We start from the raw sequence: 24,113 nt of genomic DNA on the forward strand, positions 1-24,113 counted from the left end.
AAGCTAATACCAATTCAAAATTCAAAATTCAAAATTCAAAATTAAGAATCAAGAGAGGACAAGCATTTGGGGTTGTACATCTGTCACATTCTTTTTTCAAATTGGTATAAGATAAAACCCTGACAATCAAAGGCTTTCAAACCTGTCAACAGTCAACAGTCAACAGCCATACTATTGACTGTTGACTGTTAAACCAATCCGCAATTCGTTTGTTCCGTACACCCCTACACCCTTAAACCCTTACACCCGGTCTCAACAGATAACCCGTTTGCGTAAGTAAGTCCTAATTTTGTTAATAGGAATTAATTCACTTCTGCCCCTTTCCTCCTAATTAGCTGGTAATGCGGCCTTCTCCTCACCAGATTCCAGCATCTTTTTTGGTGCTTCGTCTTCAAACAAAATTAAGTCAAACCAAAAAGTAGTACCCACCCCTACTTCACTAACTAGATTTACTTTACTGCGATGTCGTTCCACGATATTTCTCACAATCGACAAACCTAAACCCGTGCCTTCTAAAGTGTGAACTCTGTTTTCTACCCGGAAGAAACGGTCAAAAATCGCTTGTTGGTCTTCTGGGGCAATACCGATGCCAGTGTCAGAAACTTCTACTCGTACTTGGGTAGGCTGATTGGGGGAGTTGGATTTAGTGGTTAATACGTAAGTACGGATGGCGATTTTGCCACCAGAGGGAGTGAATTTGAGGGCATTTCCGACCAAATTAGCTAAAACTTGTAATAGTAAATCGTAATTCCCTAAGACTAGTGGCAGGCCAGAAGCAACATCTTGGATGAGTTCGATACCTTTATCTTTAGCGTTGAGTTGATAAGTACGTAGTGTTTGTTCAATGGCCTGGGCTAAATCTACACCATCGAAACTGTAACTACGACCAGATTCCAACTTAGATAAATCTAAAACATCATTCACCAGGCGAGTCAGGCGATCGGTTTCATGATTAACTGTTTGCAGAAACTCTTGGCGTTCTTCTATGCTCAAGTCTTCGCCGTAGTCATGGAGGGTTTCAATAAAAGATTTGATATTAAATAAAGGCGTTCGCAGTTCGTGGGAAACGTTGCTGATAAATTGGCTTTTGGCTTCATTTAATTCCACCTCACGGGTAATATCCTGCACTGTGATGGCAATACCTTTGATACTTTCCCGTTGGAGATTGAGGACTGTAGTCAAAAGAATGCGAATTGTGCGGTTGCTGGGTTGGTTGAGAGTTAGGCGAAATTCAGCACTATCACATTCACCGGCTGCCATTTCGTATAGTGGTCTAGTGATTTCCATTTGTACAGTCGGGGGTAAGTGATGCAACACATTACTACCCACCACATCATCAGCACCTTCCCAGCCAAAAATGTGTCTGGCTGTGGGGTTAACTAAAATCACCTGCATATTGTTGTCAATCAACACAGCACCATCGGCAATGGTGGAAACTAAGGTTTCTAGCTTGGCTTTCTCGGCTGTTAGTTCTTCAATATTTTGCTCTTCATAACGCTCTAGGCGCTCTGCCATTTCATTAAAATTAAGAATTAACTCTCCTAGTTCGCCTCCCAATGGCAAATCTATACGCTGCTTAAAATTACCAGCCGCAATTTGTTTTACCCCCACCAATAATTCTTTAATCGGCTTGGTGATAGTCAAAGCATTAACCACCCCTGCCAAAATCACCATGACCCAAATCGTAATAAAAACTGCAATGGTGACATCACGAGTAAAATTGGTAGAAATGACGGCTGTTTGGTTGGGGTTGATACCAATAGCCAAAACACCCAAGTATTGTTTATCGACAATTAAGGGAATGAACACATCAGTCACAGTTCCATCTGGACTCATGTGTTGCCGTACCATTGGCTTCTCGCCATCACCAGGGTACTCTTCTGGTAATTGTATTCGTCGCTCAATGGAAAGGGAATTTTCTACCTCTGGTTCCCAAAAGGGAATACCAAAAAAGATTTTCCCCGTTTCATCAGCGTAGAGCATATAGCGCACACTAGAAGTGCTGCTGTAGAAGCGTTGGGAAAATTGGGCAACTTCAGTCAGATTATGGTCAGCAACCAGGGGTGCAACGTTAGCAGCCAGAAGTAGACCCAAATCCCGCCCAAAACGGGTGTCATTCACTTGGGCATCTTGCTGAATTGTGTTTACCGCCCAAAAGGTGAGACCGCTCATCACCAAGGAAACCACCAAAGTGGCTGCGGCTAACAGTTTAGTCTGGAGTGTGAACTCTGACCACCAATTGGCGATCGCTTCTCGAATTGTTTTTAACAGCGCCAGCATCTCTAATAAAGTTGTTAGTAGCTTTGGTTATGAACCCCAACAACTTAAAAATTAACAGTTATTTTGGACATTAGTCATTAGTCAGTTGTCAGTTGTCAGTTGTTATTAGTCAACAGTCAACAGTCAACAGTCAACAGTCAACAGTCAACAGTCAACAGTCAACAGTCATCAGTCATCAGTCAACAGTTAACAATGGACTTTGGACTATCAATTATTGACTCTATAACCAATATCTCTCCGGTAATATATGCCCGAAAAGTCTATGGCTCTAATTCCAGTGTACGCTCGTGCGAGGGCTTGTTGGAAATTTTCTCCAATTCCTGTAACATTTAGGACTCTGCCCCCATCTGTAACTATCTGTTGTTGCGCGTTCAACTTTGTGCCTGCATGAAATACCGTTGCGCCTGTGGCTTCTGCTTGGGGAATGCCGGTAATGACTTGGCCTTTTTCATAATCCCCAGGATAACCACCGGAAGCTGCTACGACGGTGGCGGATGCTCCCCCCTGCCAAGCAATGGGTGGTAGTTCCCCTAAACGCTGCTGTACACAAGCTAGGATCAATTCTTCTAGGGGGGTAGCTAATAAAGGGAGGATGACTTGTGTTTCTGGGTCGCCAAAGCGGCAGTTAAATTCTAAAACCTTAAAATCGCCATTGGGTGTAATCATTAACCCGGCGTAGAGTACACCACGATAATCAATGCCTTTGGATTGTAAGGTGGCGATCGCTCTTTCTAAAACTTCAGTTTGCACCCGTGCCATTAACTCTGGTGTGGCAATTGGCGCTGGTGCATAAGCTCCCATCCCGCCTGTATTTTCCCCTGTATCTCCTTCCCCAATCCGCTTATGGTCTTGGGCTGGTAACAAAGGACGAATTGTCAACCCATCCGTCAAAGCCAACACAGAAACTTCTTGCCCAGTCAAGCATTCTTCAATGACAACAAACTCACCCGCACTACCAAACTGCCCTTGAAATATAGCATCGATGGCGCTCTGCGCCTGCTCAATTGTTGTTGCCACGGTGACACCCTTACCAGCAGCTAAACCATCGGCCTTAACGACGATAGGCGCTCCCTGTGCCTGAATATATGACTTGGCTGCTGCCGCCTCTGTAAATACCGCAGCCTTAGCAGTAGGAATCCCCGCTTCCTGCATCAGCGCTTTTGCCCAAGCCTTACTCGCTTCAATTTGCGCCCCTGCTCGGCTGGGCCCAAATACCATCAACCCTTTTTCTTGTAGATAGTCAGTAATTCCTTTTGCCAATGGTACTTCTGGCCCTACCACCACCAAAGAAAAACCCTGACTCAAGGCGTATTGACTAATTCCCTCAAAATCGTCCACGGCTAAAGCTACATTTTGGCAACGTGCCAAAGTTGCCGTACCCCCATTTCCTGGCACACAGGCGACTTGCTCAATTTGCGGTGATTGCAACAGTTTCCACGCTAGAGCGTGTTCACGTCCCCCGTTACCAACAACTAAAACTTTCACTGATTTCCTCTTACGTCTCTGGCAAAGCGAGAATACCTGATGACTCTCGCGGATCAATTTTTCACCAATTCTGACCCTGATGCAAGTCCTAATGATGGGGAGTGCTGATTTTTAGTAAGGGTGTAGGGGTCTAGGGGTTTAAGGGTATGGGGGTGTAGGGGTTAGTGAAATGATGATTTTCTCGTTAGCTGAGAGTCATTACTCACTACTTAGTAAAAAATCTACACTTATGAGCCAGTCCCCAGTCCCCAGTCCCCAATCCCATCATCAATTTGCCAAAGTAAGAATAATTGTTTTAAAAATAACTAGGAAATAATGACGTATCATCATTTTCACTATTAACCTGTGAATATATGAGATTCGTACTTGATTTTTGAAACATAGGTGGGGTAAACATTACCCAACCTACAAATACTTAAATTTGTTCAATAATCAAATCGGATGCCTAGAGAAACTAAGAAAATAAGAACAAAGTAGGTAACATGGCAAAAATTATAGTTACTGGAGCAGCAGGATTTATTGGTTCCCACCTAGTAGAAACTTTACTAAAACAAGGTCAAGAGGTAATCGGGATTGATGAAGTGAATGATTACTATGACCCCTTGCTAAAACGTAAAAATATTGCCTATTTACAATCTTTATCTAACTTCACCTTCATTGAGGGAGATATTCAGTTTCTAGATTGGACATCCCTCCTCCAAGACGTGACTGTGGTCTATCATCAGGCGGCGCAGGCGGGAGTGAGGGCAAGTTGGGGTAAGGGTTTCCGTGCTTATACTGAGCGCAATATTAATGCAACACAAGTTTTGTTGGAAGCAGCTAAGGATGCTCAACAATTAACTAGGTTAGTGTTTGCATCTACTTCTAGTGTGTATGGGGATGCGGAAACCTTACCTACTCATGAAGGAATTCCTCCTCAACCGGTTTCTCCTTATGGCATTACTAAGTTAGCTGCCGAGCGTTTGTGTGGACTATATCACAAAAATTTCGGTGTGCCGTTTGTGGCTCTACGTTATTTCACTGTATATGGCCCCAGACAGCGCCCTGATATGGCTTTTCATAAGTTTTTTAAATCTGTTTTGCAGGATGAAGCAATTCCTGTTTACGGAGATGGACAGCAAACTCGTGACTTTACGTTTGTGAGTGATGCTGTAGCGGCAAATTTAGCTGCTGCTAGTGTAACGGCGGCTGTAGGAGAAATTTTTAATATTGGTGGTGGTAGTAGGGTGGTTTTGGCTGAGGTCTTAGACACGATGGAACAAATCGTTGGTCAGCCAATTAAGAGAAATCACATAGAAAAGGCAATGGGTGATGCACGTCACACGGCTGCTGATGTGTCGAAGGCACGGAAAATTTTAGGATATGAGCCAAAGGTTTCTTTGAGGGAGGGTTTGAACTTAGAATGGGAGTGGGTGAAGGCTTTGTACACTTGACTATGACATAACTCTGAAAGATATTTGCCTTTCAGAGGCTTGTTCCCATTGACACATCCCCGTTTTCGATTTCTATTGCTGGGCTTTCAAACTTCCGACTATTTTCTGTAAGCCCATTTCTTGGAGGATTTCCTGACGTGTTAGCCCTTGGTCTGCAAAAAACCCTACTACCTTGCTAAATTGCAGACCGTTATTCACACTAACAATGAGTACCAACATTCCTGCTAACACCAAAGCCAAAGGACGAGCGCGAGTGAGTGTACTTAATGCTGCTAAAACCACTAATAAGGGTGCAAAATGCAGTGAAAACAGAAATGTCTCATCGCCATATACTGAGTGTAGAGCTAACTGTCCTAGTATTGTTAAACCAAGGACTATACGGAATTTGAGATGCTTTTTCATAAAAATTCTAATTTTAGATACACAAATACAAGACTATTTAGCTAAGGCGAACGCACTGATTCCACTCAACAGCAAACCTATGCCTATCCATTGAGAAACTAAAACTTTTTCTCGCAAAACTACAGCCCCAGCTATTGTAGTCAGAACAATAGTTAATCCGATCACTAATGGGTAGGCTATGGATAAGTTTAGTTTCCCTAAAACCAACACATAAAAAATTGTGCTTAAGCCGTAGCAACAAATCCCACCTATTAGATACAAATTTAAAGGGTTTTGTCCTGAGCCTAGTTTCAATAGGGTTTGTGCGACTGTATTTAAACTTACTGTAGTTAGAATTAATAAAGCAAAGATAATTGGATTATTCATTACTAATTTTGGAAATCTATTATATAATTTGCTTGATTTAAATAGAGTACATTATTTTAATGTTTAATCAGCTATTTACGAAAATATTTTATATCCAAAAGCTCCTTCAAAATCCCATAATTCTTTACCATTGGGATAAGGTATTTGTACCCATTTACCTGCTAGCTTTTCCCACCAGCGCGGTGGATGGGGTAAACTAGCAACTTGAATGCAAAGGCATCCAGAAAGCTTTGCTCCCATAATATCTGTATGTAAACTATCGCCAATGACTAAGACATTTTTCGATGACAAGCGCATCTGAGTCATGGCCTTGCGAAATGCTGAGGGAAAAGGTTTTTTAGCTGGACTGATGGCGTTAATATCGAGGCGATGTGACCAATATTTAACGCGGTAGCGACGTTTACCATTTGAGAGGATAAAAAGTTTTAAGCCTGCTAACTTAGCTTCGGCTATCCAATCTTCTGCCCAAGGAGAAAGGTAGCGATCGTCTTCTGAAATAATAGTGTTATCTAGGTCAAGGATAACACCTCGAATCCCGGCATTTTTAAGCCAGTCAATTTTAATTTCAGCTAAAGTAAGGATTTGTTTTGGTAATTTATTAGGCTGCTCTATAGAGGTTGAGTAATGCAGTTTACTCAACCAAGTTTTGATATGTGTCACGTTACTTTGCTCCGAATTCAAATAATACCCATCGCATGGTCAACTATTGAATAATTCCCTGATTTTTCAACAATAGAATGACAAAACAAGTGCAGATCCAAGCAATTACTGTGAAGAGAATTCCTTTGTCTTTTAACAAAACTTCTTCGGGTCTTTCACTGCGTCCACCTTTTTCTAGATGATCCTCGCCTTCATGGGCAATTTCTTGGGGGTCGCTGAGAAGTTGATAGCGGAAAATACCATACAGTACGAATGGTAAGGTTATTAGCATCCAAGGAGTTGATGCGCCATGTAAAGCTGGGCCTGAACTCCAAAGTGCATAAGCGAGGACTGTACCTGTGGTCACTACGCTTTCCATCCGTCCTAAGAGGGGTAAGGAGTAGCGTCTGAGTACAGCACGGAGTTTTGTACCTTGAATTTCTGCCAAACGCAATTCGGCTTTACGTTTTTCAATGCCCAAAAATAACGCCAGCATTGCTGTACAAAGTAAAAACCAAGCTGATAAAACAATATCTGTTGCAGCCGCACCACCAAAAGCCCGCAGGACAAATCCAGTGGCGATCGCAATTACATCTAAAATCACTAGGCGTTTGAGTTTGAGGTTATAAGCAACTTGTAAAACTGCATACCCTGTAATTGCTGCACCTAACTGCGGCGATCGCCACCAGCTGATACTCAAAGCGCCTCCTAGTAAAATCAATGCCATCCCGATCGCTACTGGAATACTCACCAACCCAGCCGCAATTGGCCGCTTACACTTGACGGGATGCTGGCGATCAGAGGCAACATCGGCAATATCGTTAATGAGATAAAAGCTACTGGAGGCAGAACAAAATAGTATAAATGCAAACAATCCGCCCAGGAAGGACTGTAGATTGATACTGAAGGCGAACAATGGGGCAGCAAATACCACTAAATTTTTTGTCCATTGTTTTGGACGCATGGCAGCTAAATGAGATGCCAGATTGTGAAAAATACTCACCCGTAATGAGTCTGCGGGTAAAGAATTGCGTCCGGTGTCCATAAATTTATGATGTTTTTACTAAAATATTTAGCTAAATTAAGTACGTAAGTTTTTTTACCACCCGAATATTACTATTTTTGAACAATTTTTACTTAAAAAATCATTTAATTTACTCAATCTTTAATGGATTTTACTGAAGATTAAATAAAACCAATATATCTAACTAAGTAAATACGTATAACAATATACTTATTTTTGGGATTGATTTTGAAGTTTGCATCACATCACTAAATAGATACTTGCCCCTGGAATTGACATTACTTTATGCTCATTTCTACGAGTCAGCCAAAAGGCGCAATCCAACAAACCCATTTATTAGAAGCGACGGCATCGGCGGCAAATGCGCTATTAACTGTAGATAATTTGGATCAAGCAGTGAATATGGCACTGCAAATTATAGGGGAAACTTTAGATACAGATCGAGTTTGTGTAATTGAGAATTTTCAGCGACCATCAGAGTTATTTCCTGGCTGGAAGATTCTGTATGAATGGCATTCCCGACACACAGTATCGCAAATTTATCATCCTCAAGTAGCCCAAGGAACATACAAGGGAATTACTGATTGGTACGATCGCATCAACCAAGGGCAAGCCCTGAGCTACTTACTAGAGGAAATGCCAGAACCTTTTCGTAGTGGACAAGCAGCAATTGGAGTCAAAGCCCTGCACATTGTGCCTATTTTTATCGATGGTAAATGTTGGGGATCTGTGGGTTTTGATGACTGTCGGGAAGCCAAGCGCCGCAGCACTGATGAATTAGCAGTATTGAAGACAGCAGCAGCTTGTATTGGCAGTGCCATTCAACGTCAACGGATTCAGGAAACATTGCTACAAGCAGAAAAAGAACGTGCTGCCGAATTGATCAGGATTAATGAAGCTCTGCAACATCGCGATCGCTTACTTTCTGCTGTTGCCCAGGTTACTAAAAATTTGTTAGAAACGGAAGATATTGATGTAGCAGTTCCTACTGCCCTGCAAGCGATCGGGGAAGTAGCAAATATGAGTCGCGTTCAACTAATTCTCGAATTTGCTGATCAAGCTACCAAAAAATTACATCACCGCATCACCTATGAATGGGTAGCCCCAGGTATTGTGCCTCAAATCAATCATCCCACAATGGCAGTAATTGATAATGATCATGCCGAGGTGATCGTGAAAGAATTGTATGCTGGGCGGTCTATTTGGCGGATCATTGATGATTTGCCAGATGTGATCCGATGGCAATTTGAATCGATAGGCATCAAATCAACTGGGGGCGTTCCCTTATTCATAGAAGGGCGTTACATCGGTGCTGTCACCTTCGATGATTGCATTCAATATCGGCAATGGAGTCAGCAAGAAATAGATGTGCTTACCACTGCGGCTGAGGGCATTGGCGCTGCACTGCACCGTAAACAGTTAGTGGAAGCCAAACAAGCCGCAGTTGCCAGTGAACAAGAAAAAGCATCCCAAAGACAGCTAACAGAACTGGCCAGAGCTAACGAATCTTTGCGAATTTGTGTGAATAGATTAGCAGACCAACTAGACTCAGAAAAATTTTTAGAACATATTCTTTTAGAAGCCTCTGCTCAAATCGGTTCCTATGCAGCTGCCCTGTTTCTCTACGAGGATTCATCTCATAATACTCGTGTTATGAAAGGATATGTACGTGAAGGTGAAGTAGTTCCTATCAAGAAAAATCCAGAAATGGCTATGTTTCAAGTGCCGATTTCCGGAAATACTTGTACTTTCTGGGAAACATCTCTTTTAAGAGGTGAGGCAGTAGTTTTTAACTTGGATGACTGCGATGAACAAGTTTATCCACAAATAAATTGGCATCGGACTCAAGGACATCGTTCTATCGTGCGTGTACCTTTGATTTTGGGTTCCCGTCCCCTGGGGTTTATTGGTTTATGCTTTCGAGAATACAGGGCTAGCTTACCCCAAAACATAGAATTAATTATGACATTGGCACAGCAAGCCACCCTAGCAATTCACTTAACCAAGTTAGCTGAAAACAGCCGTCACGCAGCCATTTTAGAAGAACGTAACCGGATGGCGCGAGAAATTCACGATACTTTAGCTCAAGCCTTTACAGGCGTGATTGTCCAATTGGGGGCGGCTTCTCGCATAGTTACTGATGACTTGATAGAGGTGCAGACACACATTACCCAGGCGCGGGATTTGGCGCGGGAAGGACTAGCGGAGGCTAGGCGATCGCTCAACGCTCTCCGTCCCCAAATCTTAGAAACTGGTAATTTGTCTAAAGCTTTTAACCGTCTTGTCTCGCAAATGTCTACTTCCATTGATACGCAGATTGTCTGTCGTATTGTTGGTCAAGTATATTCCCTATCAGTAGATATAGAAAATAACTTACTACGTATTGGGCAAGAGGCTTTGACAAACGCCATTAAACACGCCAGAGCTAGTGAAATTAAAATTGAATTGGTGTATGAAACAATACAGATGATTCTGCGAATTAAAGATAATGGGCAGGGATTAAATACGGATAGCTTGTCTGTAGTTAAAGGTTTTGGCTTAATGGGAATTAAAGAACGGAGCGATCGCATAGGAGGACAATTAACAATCCAAAGTATCCCCGGACAGGGAACGGAAATTACGATACTCATTACGAATTAAGCTAATGGGCGTTTAAATTGGATAACTCCAATCAGTGGGGACTGGGGATTGGGGACTGGGTGAAAAGCGAAATACCCTACTCTAAGGCTAGGCCAACAAGCTCTCACTATTGGTCTTTAATTTTGAATTTTGAATTTTGAATTGGAGCAAAGCGACTTGACTTCACAAAACCCCATTCATATCTTGATTGTTGATGATCATCCGGTTGTTCGCCAAGGTTTAGCAGCGATGATTAACAGAGAATCGGATATGGCAGTTGTTGGACAGGTTTGTAATGGATTTGAGGCAGTTTTGGCATTTCGAGAACATCAACCTGATGTGACACTGATGGATCTACGGATGCCGGAAATGGATGGAGTAGCAGCCATCAGCACTATCTGTAACGAGTTTGAAAACTCTCGTATTATTGTCTTGACTACTTACGACGGTGACGAAGACATTTACAGAGGGCTAAAAGCTGGAGCTAGAGGCTATCTGCTCAAAGATGCTGAACCTGATGAACTACTCGCCGCCATTCGCGTGGTGAATGCAGGACAGAAATATATTCCCCCTTCCGTTGGTGCTAAATTAGCAGAGCGTATAGGTATCCTGCAACTAAGCGGACGTGAATTAGAAGTAATTCGCTTGATGGCTACCGGTAAGAGCAATCAAGAAATTGGTACAGCTTTGCAGATATCCGAGGGTACTGTAAAGTATCACGTTAATAATATTCTCAGCAAATTGGGAGTAAGCGATCGCATCCAAGCCGTGATTACCGCCTTGAAACGGGGAATCGTCACTCTTCAATAAGACATAGCCGTAGCCAGATAGATTAGGACATCAAGCTAAGATCAAGCGCTGACAACACAAGGCTTTCAAGTCTGTCAACCATCAACCGTCAACAGCGACAATACCTAGCCGGAAGTTAGGGTAATCAACTCGTCGGGGCGTTGGGCATCAACCAAACTTGATTCATACTGAGAACTTGAACTGGGGTATAGGGACAAAATTTGGCTGGTTATTGTAGAGTTAGTCCATTCTCGAATTAGTCAATAGTCATTAGTCAATAGTCATTAGTTTTCCCCTAAACCCTTATAAACCCTTAAGCTGTGTTCCTTAATTTTTCATTTTACTGTGTCAATCCAGCCAGCATTGGAGATTAGATCATGAGTAACGAACATGAACAACAAATTCTGACTACCGATGCCGGAATCCCCGTCAGCGATAACCAAAACTCCTTAACTGCGGGAGCGCGCGGCCCTTTACTGATGCAGGATTTTTACCTGATTGAGAAAATGGCTCACTTCAATCGGGAGCGGATTCCTGAACGGGTGGTTCATGCTAAAGGTTCAGGGGCTTATGGTACCTTTACTGTCACTCAAGATATTACCAAGTATACAAAAGCAAAACTTTTTTCCCAAGTTGGTAAGCAAACTGAAGTTATAGCACGCTTTTCTACCGTGGCGGGTGAGCGTGGGGCTGCGGATGCGGAGCGAGATGTGCGGGGTTTTGCTGTGAAGTTTTACACAGAAGAAGGCAATTGGGACATGGTGGGTAATAATACCCCGGTTTTTTTTGTGCGTGACCCTTTAAAATTTAGCGATTTTATTCACACCCAAAAGCGTGACCCCAAAACCAATCTGCGTAACCCCACTTCTATGTGGGACTTTTGGTCGTTGTCTCCAGAAAGTTTACATCAGGTGACGATTTTATTTAGCGATCGCGGTTTGCCCATCGGACATCGCCACATGAATGGTTATGGTAGCCATACCTACAGCTTTATTAACGCCGCTAATGAGCGTTTTTGGGTGAAATTCCATTTCAAAACTCTACAGGGCATTGAGAATTTCACCAACGAAGAAGCTAGCCAAGTTGTGGGGGAAGACAGAGAAAGCGCCCAGCGTGATTTATTTTATGCGATCGCTCGTGGTGATTATCCCCAGTGGCGTTTCTTGGTGCAGATTATGCCAGAAGCAGATGCAGATAAAACTCCCTACAATCCCTTTGACCTGACTAAAGTCTGGCCGCACAGGGATTATCCTTTGATTGAGGTGGGGATTTTGGAACTGAATCGCAATCCTGAAAACTACTTTGCTGAGTTAGAACAGTCTGCCTTTGCTCCCTCGAATGTAGTGCCAGGAATTTCCTTCAGTCCCGATAAAATGCTGCAAGCGCGGATTTTGTCTTATACTGATGCTCACCGTTATCGGTTGGGTGTGAATTATGAAAGTCTGCCAGTGAATTGCCCCCACGCCACCAAAGCACATACCTATCATCGGGATGGTTTAATGCGCCACGATGATAACGGCAAAGGTGCTGTGAACTATGAACCAAACAGCTTTGGCGGCCCCGTTGCCGATCCCATCCACAAAGAACCAGCATGGAAGATTTCTGGTGATGGCGATCGCTATGACCATCGTGATGGTAACGAAGATTACAGCCAAGCCGGCGATTTGTTCCGCTTACTGCCAAAAGACGGACAGCAGCGATTGTGCCGCAATATTGCTATGGCAATGCAAGGTGTACCCCAATCCATTATCGAAAGGCAATTGGCTCACTTTACTAAAGCTGATCCAGCTTATGGTGAAGGTGTGGCTAAAGCACTAGGTATTTCTGTAACAGGGGAATGATAAGCTAATGCGCGCTAAAAAAGCATAACTAATAAGGGCTGTTGAGTGTTGACTGTTAACTTCAAATTTTTTCTATGAGTGAACTAACTAACGCAGATTTATTTTCTCCAGTTCAACTTGGCCCCTACACGTTAGCAAATCGAATTGTCATGGCACCCATGACTCGTAATCGCTCTAGTGAGGGAAATGTTCCTACACAACTCAATGCCACATACTACGCTCAACGTGCCACGGCTGGACTAATTGTCACGGAAGGTTCGCAAGTATCACCCCAGGGTTTTGGTTATCCAGGAACACCAGGAATTCATACCTCAGAACAAATTGCAGGGTGGCGATTGGTGACAGATGCAGTACATAGTGCAGGTGGACGGATCTTTTTGCAACTATGGCATACAGGACGGATTTCTCACCCTTCCTTACAACTAGATGGAGGATTACCCGTAGCGCCTTCGGCGATCGCTCCTGCTGGTAATGTCTCAACTTACACTGGTTCTCAACCGTTTGTTACCCCTCGCGCTTTGGAAACAGAAGAAATTCCCGGTGTGGTTGAGCAATTTCGTCAGGGGGCTAAAAATGCCCTGGAAGCCGGATTTGACGGTGTGGAAATCCACGGAGCCTTCGGATATCTCATCGATCAGTTCCTCCAAGATGGGGCTAATCAACGCACTGATGATTATGGTGGTTCCATAGAAAATCGGGCGCGATTTCTGTTGGAAGTGACGGAGGCTGTTTGTAGTGTGTGGGGAGCAAATCGGGTAGGTATTAAGCTTTCACCAAGCAACACATTCAACGATATCCATGATACTGATCCCAAAGCTCTATTTAGCTATGCGATCACTGCACTTAACTCTTTTGATTTGGGATATCTTCACCTGATGGAAGCTTCAGCCGCAGATATCAGACATGGTGGTAAAGCAATTCCTGTTGCTGATTTTCGTCCTTTTTATTCAGGAACCCTGATTGCTAACGGTGGATACAACCGAGAAAAAGGAGATGCAGCGATCGCCAAGGGTGATGCTGACTTAGTTTCCTTTGGTGTGTTGTTCCTGGCGAATCCAGATTTACCAGAACGTCTGCGGTTAAATACGGCACTCAATCAAGCCGACCGTAGCACCTTCTATGGTGGTGATGAGAAAGGTTATACCGACTACCCATTCCTGCACTCAACAACTATCGTTTGATTTTGTGTCTACTCACAGACTCCAGCAGGTACTAAGTTACATCCACAGCCATTTAGACCAACCAATCCAGTTGGCTGAACTGGCAGAAATTTACGGACTCAGCCCATATTATTTTTGCCGATTGTTTAAGCAGTTGATGGGTGTTGCGCCCTATCAATATGTACTTCAGCAACGGATGGAAAAAGCAAAGCAATTACTCCAACAAGGACAATATGCGATCGCTGACATCGCTCTCATGGTCGGCTGTGCAGATCAAAGCCATTTGACAAAACACTTCAAGAAGTATACGGGCGTTACACCTAAATACTTTGCTGAAAATAGCGGCATGACCAAGATTGCCTAAATCATCCAAATAGGGTAGTAAATCATGAAAATTGGCGTAATTGGCTCAGGAAATATGGGTGGCGGCTTGGGGAAAATTTGGGCGCAAGCCGGACATCAAGTTATTTTCTCCTACTCCAGAGATGAAGAGAAACTACATCAATTAGCTATTTCGGCAGGTGAAAACGCCAAGGTGGGAACACCTGAAGAAGCCGTTGCTCAAAGTGATGTTGTGATGTTGGCTGTCTGGGTGCCTTTTTTAGAAGAAGCCCTCCACTCTGTAAGTTCCCTTGATGGCAAAATTATCGTTACTTGTGTGAGTGGCTTACAACCAGACTTTACAGGCAAAACAATTGGTATCGCCACTGAATTAAAAACATCTGTTGCCGAGATAATTCAGCAGTTTGCACCAAAAGCCAAAGTTGTGGAAGCCTTTAATATTACCTTTGCAGAGGTGATTGCTGCTGACTCTAGACAATTTGGAAGCGATCGCCCCAGTATTTTCTATTGTGGTGATGATATCGCAGCTAAGACTATTGTGGCTGATTTGATTACGGAATGCGGTTATGAGGCGGTGGATGCAGGAGATTTGCTCGTAGCCCGTTCTTTAGAAACTTTAGCAACGGCTTGGGTACAGTTCGCTGTGAGTAGTAAGTTGTTTCCGAATCTGGGGCTGAAGGCTTTGCGACGGTAAATATAGCCGTCGCCAGTAGTGTTAGGACATCAATAAATGATACAAATTAGACACAAAAAGACTTTTCACCCAATCCCCAATCCCCAGCCTCATGTGGAAAAAACCTGTCGGCTATTTCTTAGGCATAATCTCCAGTCTTGCCATTACTACTCCTGTTTTAGCAGCAGACCGCATTGAATTTAATTACCCCCCTTTTGGCGACTTTGATATTGCCACAGCAGATTTAGAAGTCTTTGTGAATGAAGGCAAAATTACCAAGGATTTTGCTTTTTATGCCAATCGCGCCAAACCAGAACAATTAGGACAGATCCGAGATTTTCTCAGAACTAAATTCCCAGTTTCACCGACGCTTGTATCACAATTCACCTATTCCCCCATCGGTGAAAAAATGCTGCAACGTTTTGGGGAATTAATCCAAACTCAAAATAGACAAAATGGTTTTCATGCTTTGCGTTCTGCCCTCATCTTATCTGCTGCTAGTCCTGAAGGATTTTCTTTAATTAATATATTGAGAAAGTATTCCAGCCCCAGTATCCGCCTCAACTTTTCTGAGACTGTACAAACAATGGGGCAATTATCAGAACTACTGCAAAAAAGAGATATAGTTATTGCCAAAATCCAACAAATAGCCACTCAAGAAGCTACCAATTTACCGCCCATAGACTTTAACCAAAAAGTAGATATTCGTAAATCTGGGGAATTTAATAGCACAAAAATCACCTTAAACTTACACGATCGCTCTCGTGATGGACAGTCAAAAACTGTTCTAGAACGAAAATATGATGTTGATGTTTACTTACCCCAACCAAAATCAGCGACGACATCAGCACCTTATCCAGTCATCGTCATTTCCCACGGTTTGGCTGACAATCGTCATAGTTTTACATATATCGCTCAACATTTAGCGTCCCACGGCTTTGTCGTTGCTGCCCTTGACCATCCTGTGGCTAATTCCAAGCAATTACAAGAATTTTTAGCCGGAATTGCCAGTCCTCCCCAACCCACAGAATTAATTGACCGTCCTTTAGATATCAAATATCTTTTAGATGAACTGCAACGACTGAACGAAACCGACTCTAGATTTAAAAATCAATTAAATCTGCAACAAGTTGGTGTAATTGGACATTCACTTGGTGGTTACACAGCTTTAGCATTAGCTGGTGCCAACTTTGATTTTGGTAAAATTCGCCAAGAATGTAATCCTAATCGCTCCCTCAATCTTTCCACTTTTCTCCAATGTCGAGCCATTGACCTCAAAGCCGACAACTACACGATCAAAGACGATCGCATCAAAGCGATTATGGTGATGAATCCTTTAAGTAGTGTAGTGTTTGGAGACACAGGCATCAGTACAATCCCCATGCCTGTGATGATGGTAGCGGGAAGCCAAGATATCTTTACCCCCGCAGTTCCCGAACAAATTCGACCTTTCATCAACTTACCCAGCAAAGATAAATATTTGGCTGTCATCGAAAATGGTACTCACTTCTCCGTACAATCAGACCTACAAAATAGTGAAACAGTGATTCCTGTACCCCAAGGATTGCTAGGGCCTGATAGAAAAAATGCTCATACTTATATCAATGCCTTGGGAGTTGCTTTTTTCCAAACCCATCTGCGGGATTACCAAGAATACAAGTCTTATCTAACCGCTTCTTATGCTCAATTTATCAGTCAAGCACCTTTGAATTTAAGTTTAACTAACTCTAATAGCCAAGAAGCAATATCCCAACTTTTAAATCAGGTTTACCCATCCCCATTAGTAAGGAAATAAAACACGTTTATGGTTACTTTTGTCAACTTTTTCACTGTCAAACCTGGACGACAAGAAGATGCTTTTCAACGCGTTCATCAGATTTATACCGAGGTGGTGCAGTTTCAACCAGGGTTTTTAGATGCTCAGTTGCTCAAGAGTGATGATGGTGAAAAAGTTACAGCCGTTGCTCACTGGGAATCAGCCGCGCAGCTTGTAGCGTTGAGACAGCATCCGCGATTTCAAGAGCTTCACAATGAGGGATTTTATGAAGCGATCGCTAAGGTAGAACCTCATGTTTACAGCAGCGTGGTGGAAGTGTTTGCAGCGAAGAATTAGGTGAAGAGGAGGCTCAAGGGGTTAGGTTTTTAAGATTTTGGTGTTAGCAATGATATTTTTCAAACATCCTCCAATATCACAGCCAAATACTTTTTAAACATTCTCTTAAAGAGCTTAGAGCGATCACCCTTAAAAAAACAACAAGGGCGATCGCTTTAAATTTTTAATCCAGCAAAGCAGACGGTAAAATCAGAAAATCATCACCACTCAGAGTAGGCGCGCCGGAGAGAGTCGCAAAATGAGCGCCAGAACCCAAACCCGCAGCGCTGCCATTTTCGTTATAGAACAAGCGACCACTACCCAAACTGTAAACAATTAACTCATTGCTAGTTGCAACTAAGGTATCGTTATTTACACTAGCAGAAAAGTTATCAAAAATCGCATTATTAAGGGCAGTGAAACTTGTCCCATCTAACATAATAGTATCGACTTCCGCCGCAAAATCTGCAATGGTATCGATGCCAAAATCAACACTATTAAAGGGGTTATCAGTACCAAAACCAAATGTATCAGCACCAGCACCACCAAATAAGCGATCGTTACCAGCGCCACCAACTAACAAATCATTGCCAGCATCGCCATTGAGGGTATCATTGCCGTTACCACCAAGCAAGACATCATTGCCAGCATTACCTGTCAGATTGTCATTGCCATCTTCACCAGACAGAATGTTGTTAGCATTATTACCTTGTTACGCGCGGTTTGCAAGAGTTTCTGCCTTTTGTGTAGTAGTTTCCGTTTTAACGTTTCCGTATTCCGCGCAGTCTGCAACAGCTTTTGTCTTTTTTGTAATAGCTTCCGCCTTGACGTTTCCGTATTCCGCGCAGTCTGCAACAGCTTTTGTCTTCTTTGTAATAGTTTCCGCCTTGACGTTTCCGTATTCCGCGCAGTCTGCAACAGCTTTTGCCTTCTTTGTAATAGCTTCCGCCTTGACGTTTCCGTGTTACGCGCAGTCTGCAACAGCTTTTGTCTTCTTTGTAATAGCTTCCGCCTTGACGTTTCCGTGTTACGCGCAGTCTGCAACAGCTTCAGCCTTGAAGTTTGCTCAACTCCTACGCAAAATATACATAAGACTTATACTTGATTTTTAAATAAAACTCAGTACACATTTATTACTTTCTTCCCAATCCCCAATTCCCAGTCTCCAATCCCCAATCCCTTACCTTTACTCTCAAGTAACTCGCGTGTTTAAGGGGTGGCTTTATCCATCTGGGAGGAGACGCGATTAATCGCGTCTGTACAAAAATTAATCTTTGGTTCGCCAGTTATCGTAAATAAAAGGGTTTAAGACCCCTGCGTCTATACGTAGTATCATTTTCAGTCGGGGTTTAAATCCCCGACTGAAAATGTCTTTAATTTTGAATTTTGTAGCTTTAGCTTCCCGTAGGGTATTTTGAATTTTGAATTGTTAAGAATTGATTACTCCCATTCGTCAAATTGATTGGTGGTGTTGCGAAGTATGGAATTTAGTTGAGCGCGGCGGGTTTCAAAGTTGGCGGCGATAGAAATTAGGGCAATACCAACAAATAAGCCGACAACCCATTTTAAGAAGGGGTAACGTAAGCTAAAAATTACTAACTGGTAAACGCTGGTGATGAGAAAAGTTGCTGTACCAACATAGAGAAAGGCTCTGATTCTTAAAGCTAATCCAGTGAAAATGGCAATTAAGGCGAAACTCCCAGGTATAAGGGGTGCATTTTGGTGAAATAGGATTGCCCATCCACAGATTACGCCACTACCTAATATTCGGAGGCTGTGACGAGTTAGTTTAGATTCTGGCTGGAGCAGTTCTGGATCAACTTGGGCAATATACAACAGCGATAAACCAATAACTGTGACATACCATAAGTTATCGGTGAGGCGTAACTGATACAACCAGGAAAATAGCGCCCAATCTACCAAGGTCACGCTTATATAAGTAAAACGGATGTTTTCCGCTACTTTGGCTAAAAAGATGTAAAAGCCTGCGGCTATGATTAATGTAATCGGGTGGACGTAGAGTCTGGTTTCTCCTAAAATTACCAGTGGCACAATATAGGCGGCTTGTCGCCAAGGTTTTTGTGACCATCCCCAACTTTGCCACGGTAGGATATATAAGAAATAAGCAAATACGCAGGCGATCGCACCATTCCAAGGCACTAAAACCCCCGTGATCAATTGCCCCACGGCAGTTTCCCGCCAATATACTCTCATCCCAGCTACTAATACAAAGCCAAGGTACACCCATAAGTCTGCGGTGGTGATGCGATCAAAAACACGGGAAACGGGTTCATCTGGTTTGGTTCTACCTTGTAGGATGGCGTAGGTAATTAAAAATACTCCCGTTCCCAATCCCACAAGGCGATTAACTTGGATGGGTAGAGTAATTGCTGTCATGAGTAAAGCACTACTCCAAGCCCAGTGTAGATGAGCAATGAGTTTCAGTTCTTGGGTGCTGAGAAGTAAGTAATTTCTTAGCCAAGGGGTGAGGATGCGGTAGGCAGACATAATAGTTGTACCCAAAGCAGCCATCGCAATTAAGCCGTCACCTAAACCACCACCGGAGGCTTGTGACATTTGATAAAACAACATCTCATAAGCTGAGACGGATACACCAATAATCCCTAAATAAAGTAGGGGTTTGAAGTCTTGGCTACGTCGCCCTACACCAATGAAAATTAAGGCTACACCCAAGGAACACAACCCAGACCAATCGGTAAAGGTGTTAAACCGCAGCAGTACACTAAATAAACCATAAACTACAGGTAGGATGTGGAAACTATTTGGTAGCTTGGTTAATTGGTAACGTCGTCGCCACCACTCGCCTAACAATTGGGTGAATAAACCCAAGGCGATATTGGCAATGGCTACGTGAATAATTGAACGTCCGGTAAATCCCAAAACCTCAGCAATTAATAACTCCACACACCAACCAATTCCATAAAACACCCAGTCTGTAGGTTGTCGCCAATAACGATAAGTAATTGCCCCTAAGGTGATGGCTGTAGCAATTAAGTATAAAATCCCAGGAGCTTCAAATCCTTGATAAACAACTAGGGAATGACGGGTGAGATTTAATAGTTCAAAGCCACATAAGGCGATCGCCCATTTATCTGCTGCATCTGCATAGATACTGGCTAATTCTTGGTTACGGCGTAGTAATACTGTGCGTCCTAACCATAAACTTAAGGTAGCGATCGCACCTGCAACACACCATCCTGCAAATGTAAAACGCGGTAACACTTCCCACAACAAAGCCCCAATGAAGCTTAAACCAAAACCAATGGTAACCCCTGCAACTTGTGGACTAGGTAGGTAGCGGCTATTGGCATACATTACCCCTGTACTCACTGCCAAACTAATCAATCTAGTTCCGGGTAAGGGTAAGGTTAATAACTGTGCCATCCCTACCGTGAGGATGCTTAAAAGACTGTTGGTGGTACGGTAATGGTCTGTTGTGCGACTGGCTAAAGCTGTCAGGGCTATGGGTGTAACTAACCAAATCACATTCCAATGGCCTTGGCTGTCAACGCCACCCGCCCAGATAGGCTGTGCATTATTCCACAATAACCAAAAACTAACAACAGCTAGTCCTAAACCGATATACCAGCCACTACGTTGCCATATTCCAGTACCCAAACTATACACCCACTCTGCCAACATCAACAGGAGGAAGATACTAGCCCAAATATGTAAATCTAGGGCGGGTAAGAGTTTATTTATAATTGAACAAAGTGTTAACAATCCACCAACGTGAGTCAGATATACCAAAGGAACAGGTACAGGAGAACGACGTTTGCTGATGACTGCTAAGGTGGTGGTGGACAACAACAAGTTGAGCGATCGCAAGGTAGGATTAACTGTGGCGATCGTTGTTAAGCAAGTACCCAGTAGCAGTGTTAAAAATTCGCCAAACTGTGCAACTTCACGCTTGCGGTAATAGTGCAGGGTTTCTGTCAGCACCACCATGAAAACTATGTAAGGAAATAAAGCAATACTGATTAACGCCCAAGGTTCATTTTGGGCTTGGGTGAGTTGGGTTCCAACGGCGATCGCTAATTGCTTGAATCCAGAGGGAACTAATCGCCAACCTAACCAAATCACCTGTAACCCGACGACAAAGATCAAGGCTAAATCACCTTGCCAGCTGTATCTATATAGGCGCACTCCTCCCACCCACAAAATCAAGCCACTAACGGCGATCGCTTGGGCTGGCTGTTCTATTACTGCTACTAGCCAACCAATCAAGAGGAGAATACCGCCGAGTTTTTCCCAAGGAAGTGGGGATATGGGGGATGTTTGTTTTTGTCTTCCTTGCTGTGCTAGCCAAGTTGTTAACCAACCACAAATACCAATGGCTAAACCTAATTGGGTAATCTCCACCCCAGCAACGAAAATCGCCCGTGATAGCAGAAGTAATAAGGCATAAACAATAACGGCAGCATATATATTGATGATTGGTTTGTGGGATGTTTCACCTTCATCTGTTGAGGGTATGGGTTGGCGACGGCTGTGATAAATTGTGATGATGGTTGTAGTGATCATCGCCACATAAACTGCAATTAAGGGAAATCCTGGTAATTTCCACCCCCAATGCAAATAACTCAACCCTAGAACATTTACTAACGGTAATTTTCCTCTGGGAAAATTGCTGATAACTGTGCGATTTTTCCACAGCAATACTGTTACTACCGTTAATATTGGGGCAGCGATCGCTACTGTTACCCAATCCAATGGATTATGCCACAACCGGAAACTGTCCATTGCCCAAAAGTTAACTGGCACTAATAGCAATGTGACAATCAATAATGTCTGCGCCGTTAATCTCAGGTTATTTTGTCTACCAGCCCAAAAGCTAAAGCCCCAAAAACTCAAAGTATAAGCCAATAAAACCCCGTACTGTCCAGAAGCCGGGAATCTCTCCCATTGGCTAGCCGCCAGTACCCCCGATGAGATTACAACTAAGAATACACCCAGAAACAATAACCAACGAACACTTAGTTCCTCTCCTAACGACTGCAACATCCTGGTGGCGATGTTAGGTTGTGCTGGTTCTTTTGGTTGTTTTCTGGGTTTTTCTGGCAACTGCGCCACTAACGGCTTTTCTGGTGTTCTAATAGTTGCCGCTACCCTTTCTGGTTCTGGCACAGGCTGGGATTGTAATTCTAACCGACAAACCAGGTAATCTCGACATATTTGCTTAACCTGAGTGTCTGATATTAGACCCAAACGCAACCACATATCCAACCCTTCCAGTAGTTCAGGGTGGGAAGACGGAAGCCTAAGTTCAATTCTCAATGGGTGATCAAAAGGCGATGACATAAATCGCAGACGTATCAGTATATACGTAACATCATCATTGGCTTAGTCTATATTTATGCGATCGCTGTGCCACTTGTCTGGCTGACTAATTAATTTTTTACTGCCCCTTCGGGGCGGGAGTAGGGAGTAGGGAGTAGGGGAAGAAATTAGCCCCGAAAAAGGTTTAAAGCCGGACTTGCGCCCCGCTACGCTAACGCCCCTTGTGGGCGATAAAATCCTTGTATTGCAAGGTAGGTTAAAACCCCGCCCCTCTCTGCGAGACGCTACGCGAACGTGGGCGGCTTAGTTTCCCTACTCCCCAATCCCCACTCCCTACTCCCTACTCCCTTTCATTACTACTATTAATTAATGAAATTTTCTGCTTAGTCGTCCAACACATAACGAAAACTTATTAAAGCTATCAAAATCTTAATGTCAATTGTCGTTGACCAATTCGTAACAAATCCGTTACAATAATTTACCTGGGACAACAAAAGGTTTCTTGCGTATCTAAATCAGCAATCAAACTAAGATTAAATATTTATATCTTTAATTGACATTTGGACTTCTCCTAATCACCTCGGTATACAGCCGGGGTTTTTTCGTAACTTATAGCCGTAGCCAGATAGATTAGGACATCAAGCTAAAATACAACTCTCACAAAACCAAGCTTTCAAGTCTGTTAACCGTCAACAGTCAACAGCTATATATAAAAAATCCCACATTTATGTAACGCTGTGATTAGAGATATATGGCGTTGCATAAATGCGGGATGAATTGGGACTTTTGTACAAAGCAGAATATTGATTCCTTGCGTCTACCCTGCGGGAACGCCAAGGGCGAATGCGTGAGACAAAAATCATCCCACTAATCAGCAACGCCAGATATATTTGTGGTGTGATCTGCGGTACAACTCTGTATTCATGATTGTGGTTTGCACTCTTAGTAGATTTTCTGCTATACTCATTCAAGCTAATACACAAAACCCACAAAGCGATAAAAAACGCTCTTAGTATTCTGATGTATTGGCCTATGACTTCAGCGCGGGCGTAGTTTAGTGGTAAAACTATAGCCTTCCAAGCTATTAATGCGGGTTCGATTCCCGCCGCCCGCTTTCATCTTAAAACCCTTGTGAGTTAACCCTTACAAGGGTTTTTTGTGTTTATAGGATACTTAATCTAAACTCATGTACTACGTCTGAACAAAAAATTTGGTGTAAATTGGGTGTAACGAACATATGTACTACAATCAGTTAAAAACACCTAAAGGGGAATGGCACTAAGATAAGCGCAAATCTTTAAGGTATTAGCCTTTCAGGGTGTAAGGGTGTAGGGGGATAAGGTAAACATTTAAATAATTAAATCAAGATACCTCATAAATACTGCTCTTCTCATCACCCCTACACCCAGTCATAGCAAGAGTTTCATGTTTTCTCACTGCCATTCACCTAAAGGGAAAGTACCCAAAGAAAATCTCTCTATCTTAATGGAGCAAGAGGACTCCCGTTACAGTCGCAAGACTTAACGGGATGATGAATTGCGACCAACATAAAAATTGAGCGCAGCGAATCATTGTTTTGGTTGTTCTTGGCTCTCAACGTAATTCTTTAATTGCTCAACCGTGACACCACCACAACTAGCCACAAAATACGCACCAGTCCAAAAGTA

18 protein-coding genes, 1 tRNA gene and 1 pseudogene are annotated in these 24,113 nt (G+C 43.0%); 10 read left to right on the forward strand and 10 right to left on the reverse strand.

Translation table 11 applies throughout. The annotated features are described in order from the left end of the window. Window positions 1–327 precede the first annotated feature (327 nt). Window positions 328–2,280, reverse strand: coding sequence for a two-component system sensor histidine kinase NblS (gene nblS, locus H6G14_RS08310; RefSeq protein WP_190566720.1), 1,953 nt, complete (start codon window positions 2,278–2,280; stop codon window positions 328–330). 207 nt (window positions 2,281–2,487) lie between these two features. Continuing rightward, window positions 2,488–3,765, reverse strand: a complete 1,278-nt coding sequence (gene purD, locus H6G14_RS08315; RefSeq protein WP_190566722.1) for a phosphoribosylamine--glycine ligase — start codon at window positions 3,763–3,765, stop codon at window positions 2,488–2,490. A gap of 482 nt (window positions 3,766–4,247) precedes the next feature. Between purD and H6G14_RS08320 the strand changes: the two genes are divergently transcribed. Beyond that, a complete protein-coding gene (locus H6G14_RS08320) occupies window positions 4,248–5,198 on the forward strand; it encodes an NAD-dependent epimerase/dehydratase family protein (RefSeq protein ID WP_190566724.1) in 951 nt (316 codons plus the stop codon). A gap of 72 nt (window positions 5,199–5,270) precedes the next feature. On the opposite strand, the gene H6G14_RS08325 is transcribed toward H6G14_RS08320, so the two are convergent. From H6G14_RS08325 to H6G14_RS08340, 4 genes are all read right to left on the reverse strand, one after another. Beyond that, complete coding sequence (locus H6G14_RS08325) at window positions 5,271–5,600, reverse strand: hypothetical protein (protein WP_190566726.1); 330 nt, start codon at window positions 5,598–5,600, stop codon at window positions 5,271–5,273. A 33-nt stretch (window positions 5,601–5,633) separates the two neighbouring features. Further along, window positions 5,634–5,966, reverse strand: a complete 333-nt coding sequence (locus H6G14_RS08330; protein WP_190566728.1) for a DMT family transporter — start codon at window positions 5,964–5,966, stop codon at window positions 5,634–5,636. 75 nt (window positions 5,967–6,041) lie between these two features. Beyond that, window positions 6,042–6,626, reverse strand: coding sequence for a YqeG family HAD IIIA-type phosphatase (locus H6G14_RS08335; RefSeq protein ID WP_479684945.1), 585 nt, complete (start codon window positions 6,624–6,626; stop codon window positions 6,042–6,044). A 43-nt stretch (window positions 6,627–6,669) separates the two neighbouring features. After that, window positions 6,670–7,650 carry a decaprenyl-phosphate phosphoribosyltransferase gene (locus H6G14_RS08340; RefSeq protein ID WP_190566732.1) on the reverse strand — a complete coding sequence of 327 codons (981 nt, stop codon included), beginning with the start codon at window positions 7,648–7,650 and terminating at the stop codon, window positions 6,670–6,672. A gap of 264 nt (window positions 7,651–7,914) precedes the next feature. Here H6G14_RS08340 and H6G14_RS08345 point away from each other — a divergent pair, with 264 nt between their 5' ends. From H6G14_RS08345 to H6G14_RS08380, 8 genes are all read left to right on the forward strand, one after another. Further along, entirely contained in the window at window positions 7,915–10,269 is a 2,355-nt protein-coding gene (locus H6G14_RS08345; protein ID WP_190566734.1) for a GAF domain-containing sensor histidine kinase, read from the forward strand. A gap of 156 nt (window positions 10,270–10,425) precedes the next feature. Continuing rightward, on the forward strand, window positions 10,426–11,058 hold the full coding sequence (locus H6G14_RS08350) for a response regulator (protein ID WP_190566736.1): 633 nt from the start codon (window positions 10,426–10,428) through the stop codon (window positions 11,056–11,058). A gap of 356 nt (window positions 11,059–11,414) precedes the next feature. Then, window positions 11,415–12,878, forward strand: a complete 1,464-nt coding sequence (locus H6G14_RS08355; RefSeq protein ID WP_190566738.1) for a catalase — start codon at window positions 11,415–11,417, stop codon at window positions 12,876–12,878. A gap of 74 nt (window positions 12,879–12,952) precedes the next feature. Further along, window positions 12,953–14,059, forward strand: coding sequence for an alkene reductase (locus H6G14_RS08360; protein ID WP_190566740.1), 1,107 nt, complete (start codon window positions 12,953–12,955; stop codon window positions 14,057–14,059). 4 nt (window positions 14,060–14,063) lie between these two features. Further along, window positions 14,064–14,402 carry a helix-turn-helix transcriptional regulator gene (locus H6G14_RS08365; RefSeq protein WP_338421185.1) on the forward strand — a complete coding sequence of 113 codons (339 nt, stop codon included), beginning with the start codon at window positions 14,064–14,066 and terminating at the stop codon, window positions 14,400–14,402. Between the two features lie 24 nt (window positions 14,403–14,426). Then, on the forward strand, window positions 14,427–15,074 hold the full coding sequence (locus H6G14_RS08370; RefSeq protein ID WP_190566744.1) for an NADPH-dependent F420 reductase: 648 nt from the start codon (window positions 14,427–14,429) through the stop codon (window positions 15,072–15,074). A 91-nt stretch (window positions 15,075–15,165) separates the two neighbouring features. Continuing rightward, window positions 15,166–16,848: an alpha/beta hydrolase gene (locus H6G14_RS08375; RefSeq protein WP_190566747.1), complete on the forward strand. Its 1,683-nt coding sequence runs from the start codon at window positions 15,166–15,168 to the stop codon at window positions 16,846–16,848. A gap of 9 nt (window positions 16,849–16,857) precedes the next feature. Continuing rightward, on the forward strand, window positions 16,858–17,166 hold the full coding sequence (locus tag H6G14_RS08380; RefSeq protein WP_190566749.1) for an antibiotic biosynthesis monooxygenase family protein: 309 nt from the start codon (window positions 16,858–16,860) through the stop codon (window positions 17,164–17,166). A 163-nt stretch (window positions 17,167–17,329) separates the two neighbouring features. Here the strand turns inward: H6G14_RS08380 and H6G14_RS08385 are convergent, their stop codons facing one another. From H6G14_RS08385 to H6G14_RS08390, 3 genes and pseudogenes are all read right to left on the reverse strand, one after another. Next, complete coding sequence (locus H6G14_RS08385) at window positions 17,330–17,779, reverse strand: calcium-binding protein (RefSeq protein WP_242053379.1); 450 nt, start codon at window positions 17,777–17,779, stop codon at window positions 17,330–17,332. Further along, a pseudogene (locus H6G14_RS33985) lies at window positions 17,762–17,842 on the reverse strand (hypothetical protein); the annotation flags it as partial. The pseudogene H6G14_RS33985 and the gene H6G14_RS08385, both read right to left, overlap by 18 nt. A 743-nt stretch (window positions 17,843–18,585) precedes the next feature. Beyond that, window positions 18,586–22,467, reverse strand: coding sequence for a DUF2157 domain-containing protein (locus H6G14_RS08390; RefSeq protein WP_190566751.1), 3,882 nt, complete (start codon window positions 22,465–22,467; stop codon window positions 18,586–18,588). A 1,022-nt stretch (window positions 22,468–23,489) separates the two neighbouring features. Between H6G14_RS08390 and H6G14_RS08395 the strand changes: the two genes are divergently transcribed. Further along, window positions 23,490–23,560, forward strand: a tRNA-Gly gene (locus H6G14_RS08395). 454 nt (window positions 23,561–24,014) lie between these two features. Here the strand turns inward: H6G14_RS08395 and H6G14_RS08400 are convergent. Next, on the reverse strand, window positions 24,015–24,113 hold a 99-nt coding region (locus tag H6G14_RS08400; protein WP_190566753.1), incomplete at its 5' end, for a transposase.

Origin of the sequence: Nostoc parmelioides FACHB-3921 (assembly GCF_014696625.1) — a bacterium.
Taxonomy (GTDB): Bacteria; Cyanobacteriota; Cyanobacteriia; order Cyanobacteriales; family Nostocaceae; genus Trichormus; species Trichormus parmelioides.